We start from the raw sequence: 4,007 nt of genomic DNA, 5'->3' as shown, positions 1-4,007 counted from the left end.
CCACCACCCCGCCGCCGAACCCGACCACGCCGCCGCCGAACCCGACGACCCCGCCGCCGGGGCACAGCGGTGACTGCATGGCCGTCTACCGGATCACCAGCACCTGGTCCGGTGGGTTCCAGGCCGAGGTCGAGATCATGAACCACGGCAGTACGCCGTTCAACGGCTGGACCGCGACCTGGACCTGGCCCAGCGGTCAACAGATCAGTCAGATCTGGAACGCCACCCAGAACTCGTCCGGATCGTCGGTGACGGTCCGCAACGTGTCGTACAACGGCAACGTCGGGGTCAACGGAAGCACGACCTTCGGCTTCCTGGCCAGCACCAACGGCAGCAACTCACTGCCCACGGTGAGCTGCGCCCGCGCCTGAGGGCGCTCAGCTGCGGCTGACCGCGCTCAGCTGTTAAAAGGGGCCCCCTGCTATACGCGAGGCGTTAGCAGGGGGCCCCTCCTTACACTCTCAGCGCACCATGGAGCCGACGACGGGCTTGGTGAGCAGGGCCGACTGGTTGCGCTGGATGCCCGGGTCCAGCGTCTTGGCGACGAAGATGGCGTGCCAGATGCAGAAGATCAGCACCGTCCACACCTTGCGGGAGTGGTCGAACTCCTCCCGCTTGTGCTCCTCCAGCAGGCGCAGCGCGTACGACAGGTCGAGCAGGTCACCGGCGCCCGAGGTGGTGAGCACGTGCCGGGCCCACTCGTACATCTCGCCGCGCAGCCAGACCCGGGTCGGGGTCGGGAAGCCCAGCTTCTTGCGGTTGACGATGGCCGGCGGCACCACGCCCTGCAACGCCTGGCGCATGGCGTACTTGGTGGCGTCGGAGCGCGGCGGCAGCTTCAGGTCGACCGGGATCTTCGCCGCCACCTCGAACACGTCGCGGTCGAGGAAGGGCACCCGCACCTCCAGCGAGTGCGCCATGGAGATCCGGTCGGCCTTGACCAGGATGTCCCCGCGCAGCCAGGTGTAGAGGTCGACGTACTGCATCTTGGTGACGTCGTCCAGCTCCGTGCACTCGGCGTAGATCGGCGCGGTGACGTCGGTGTAGCGCACCGAGGGGTCGTAGCGGCGCAGCAGGTGCTGCTTCTCCTCCTCGGTGAACATCCGCGCGTTGCCGTAGTAACGCTCCTCGATCGGGGTGGTGCCGCGCTCCAGGAAGCTCTTGCCCTTGACCCCCTGCGGGATGGCCTTGGAGACCGCCCGCAGGCCCTTCTGCACCCCGCCGGGCAGCCCGTTGACGCCGCTGAGCGAGAGCGGCTCGCGGTAGATGGTGTACCCGCCGAAGAACTCGTCGGCGCCCTCACCGGAGAGCACCACAGTGACGTGCTCGGCGGCCTTCTTGGCGACGAAGTAGAGCGGCACCAGCGCCGGGTCGGCCACCGGGTCGTCCAGGTGCCAGACGATCTTCGGCAGCGCCTCGATCATGTCCTGCGGCCCGATCTTGGTCGGGATGGTGGTCACGTCGAGGTGGCGGGCCGACTCCTGGGCGACGTCGATCTCCGAGTAGCCGGGGACGTCGTAGCCGACGGTGAAGGTGAGGATGTTCGGGTTGAACTCCCGGGCCAGGGCGACCACCGCGGTGGAGTCGATGCCGCTGGACAGGAACGAGCCGACCGGCACGTCGGAGCGCATGTGCATGCGTACGCTCTCGCGCAGCGTCTCCCGGATCTCGTGATAGAGCTTCTGCTCGTCGGCGACCGGGCCGGGCCGGAAGACCGGGCGGTACCAGCGGCGGACGTCGATCCGGCCGCCCGGGGTCCAGGTGAGATACTCCCCCGAGCCGATCCGGCTGATCCCCTGGTGCAGGGTGCCCGGCTCGGGGACGTACTGGAGGGTCAGGTAGTGGCTGAGGTTCGCCGTGTCGACCCCGGCGTCCCCGGCGTACGCGGACTGCGCGAAGGGCAGCAGCGCCTTCTTCTCGGAGGCGAGGTAGAGCCCGTCGGCGGTCTCCAGGTAGTGCAGCGGCTTGATGCCGTAGTAGTCCCGGGCGCCGAACGCGCGGCGCTCCTGCCGGTCCCAGATGACGAAGGCGAACATGCCCCGCAGCCGGGTGAGCACCTGCTCGCCCCAGTAGTGGAAGCCGGCCACGATCACCTCGCCGTCGCCGTTGGTGGCGAACCGGGCGCCGTAGTCGCGGATCAGCTCCTCGCGCAGCTCGATGTAGTTGTAGATCTCACCGTTGAAGGTCAGCAGGTAGCGCCCGTCGGCGTACGGCAGTGGCTCGTGACTGAGCGCGACGTCGATGATGGCCAGCCGCTTGTGGGCGAACACCCCGTCCGCGTACCGACCGGAGGCGTCACCGACCACTTCGACACCGGTCTCATCCGGTCCTCGGTGGTGCAGGCATTCCAACGCTCCGGCGATGTTGTCGCGGTGGGCGGCGGCGTCGCCGCGCGCACTGAAGAAGGCCAGGAGTCCGCACATGTCCGTCATCTTTCCACGCGCGGCGATCGGGCGAAGCGGCACGGGCGGCCCGCTTCGCATCCCACCTGGTAGGCGTCGCGCGCACCGGCGGCCGGGTCCGGGGGCTCGGGCCCCAGGCGGACACGCGGTACGGTCGGACCAGCAGTGAGGCGAAGGGAGCGGGGCATGACCGAGGAACGCACCGATGGCACGCCGGCCGACGGCACGGAGTCGCACGACCCGGATTTCCCGGAGGCGTTCCTGTCCTTCATGCGGCAGGGCTGGCGGGACACCACGCTGCCGGTCGGTCCCCGGCCGGAGGTGCCGAACCACGCCAAGCGCCGGGCCGCGCTCTCGGCGGCATTCCCCGGCGAGACGCTGGTGATTCCCACCGGCGGGGAGAAGGTACGCGCCAACGACACCGAGTACCGGTTCCGACCGGGCAGCGACTTCGCGTACCTGACCGGCGACCATGATCCGGACAGCGTCCTGGTGCTACGGCCGAACGGCTCCGGCCACGACGCCACTCTGTACATGCGGCCCCGCTCCTCCCGGGAGAACGACGAGTTCTTCCGCAGCCGGCACGGCGAGCTGTGGGTGGGCCGGCGGCACACCCTGGCGGAGAAGTCGACCGAGCTGGGCCTGCCCACCGCCGACCTGACCGAACTCGAGGCGGCCCTGGCCGAGCTGGCCCCGGCGCGGACCCGGGTGCTGCGCGGCTTCGACGCCGGGGTGGACGCCGCCGTGCGGCCCTGGGACGGCCCACGCGAGGAGGGCCAGCCGGCCCGCGACCGCGAGCTGGCCATCGCCATCTCGGAGCAGAAGCTGGTCAAGGACGAGTGGGAGATCAGCCAACTCCAGGAGGCGATCGACGCCACCGTACGCGGATTCGAGGACGTGGCCCGGGTGCTGCCGGCCGACCGGGGCGTCTCGGAGCGGCTGCTGGAGGGGATCTTCGCGCTGCGCGCCCGGCACGACGGCAACGACGTCGGGTACAGCTCGATAGTCGGTGCCGGTGAGCACGCCACGATCCTGCACTGGGTGCACAACCACGGCGTCACCCGACCGGGTGAGCTGCTGCTGATGGACATGGGCGTGGAGGGGCGCAACCTCTACACCGCTGACGTGACTCGGGTGCTGCCGGTCAACGGCCGGTTCACCGCGCTGCAGCGCCAGGTCTACGACATCGTGTACGCCTCGCAGCAGGCCGGCATCGACGTCATCAAGCCGGGCGTGGCGTTCAAGGACGTTCACCTCACCTGCATGCGGGTGCTCGCCGAGGGGCTGGCCGACCTGGGCCTGTTGCCGGTGAGCGTCGACGAGGCGATGGACGAGAAGTCCACCGTCTATCGCCGCTGGACGCTGCACGGCTTCGGGCACATGCTCGGCATCGACGTGCACGACTGCGCGAACGCCCGCAAGGAGCACTACCGCGACGGCACCCTGGGCGAGGGGTACGTGCTCACCGTCGAGCCCGGCCTGTACTTCCAGCCGGAGGACGACCTGGTCCCGGAGGAGCTGCGCGGCGTCGGCATCCGGATCGAGGACGACGTCCTGGTCACCACCGACGGCGCGGTGAACCTCTCCGCCGCCCTCCCCCGCCAC

Annotated in this window: 3 protein-coding genes; 2 read left to right on the top strand and 1 reads right to left on the bottom strand. The window is 69.7% G+C overall.

The window, feature by feature from the left end:
- Nucleotides 1-371, top strand: a 371-nt coding sequence (locus tag C1I93_RS29240; RefSeq protein WP_181445379.1) for a cellulose binding domain-containing protein, incomplete at its 5' end; no start/stop codon positions are given.
- A gap of 90 nt (nt 372-461) precedes the next feature.
- On the opposite strand, the gene asnB is transcribed toward C1I93_RS29240, so the two are convergent.
- Nucleotides 462-2,423, bottom strand: a complete 1,962-nt coding sequence (gene asnB / locus C1I93_RS29235) for an asparagine synthase (glutamine-hydrolyzing) (protein ID WP_111246487.1) — start codon at nt 2,421-2,423, stop codon at nt 462-464.
- A 165-nt stretch (nt 2,424-2,588) separates the two neighbouring features.
- Here asnB and C1I93_RS29230 point away from each other — a divergent pair.
- On the top strand, nt 2,589-4,007 hold a 1,419-nt coding region (locus C1I93_RS29230; protein ID WP_111246486.1), incomplete at its 3' end, for an aminopeptidase P family protein.

Origin of the sequence: Micromonospora endophytica (genome assembly GCF_003236305.1) — a bacterium.
Taxonomy (GTDB): Bacteria; Actinomycetota; Actinomycetes; order Mycobacteriales; family Micromonosporaceae; genus Micromonospora; species Micromonospora endophytica.
The sequence above is the reverse complement of the archived record's forward strand: the minus strand, read 5'-3'. Positions and strand labels throughout refer to the sequence as shown.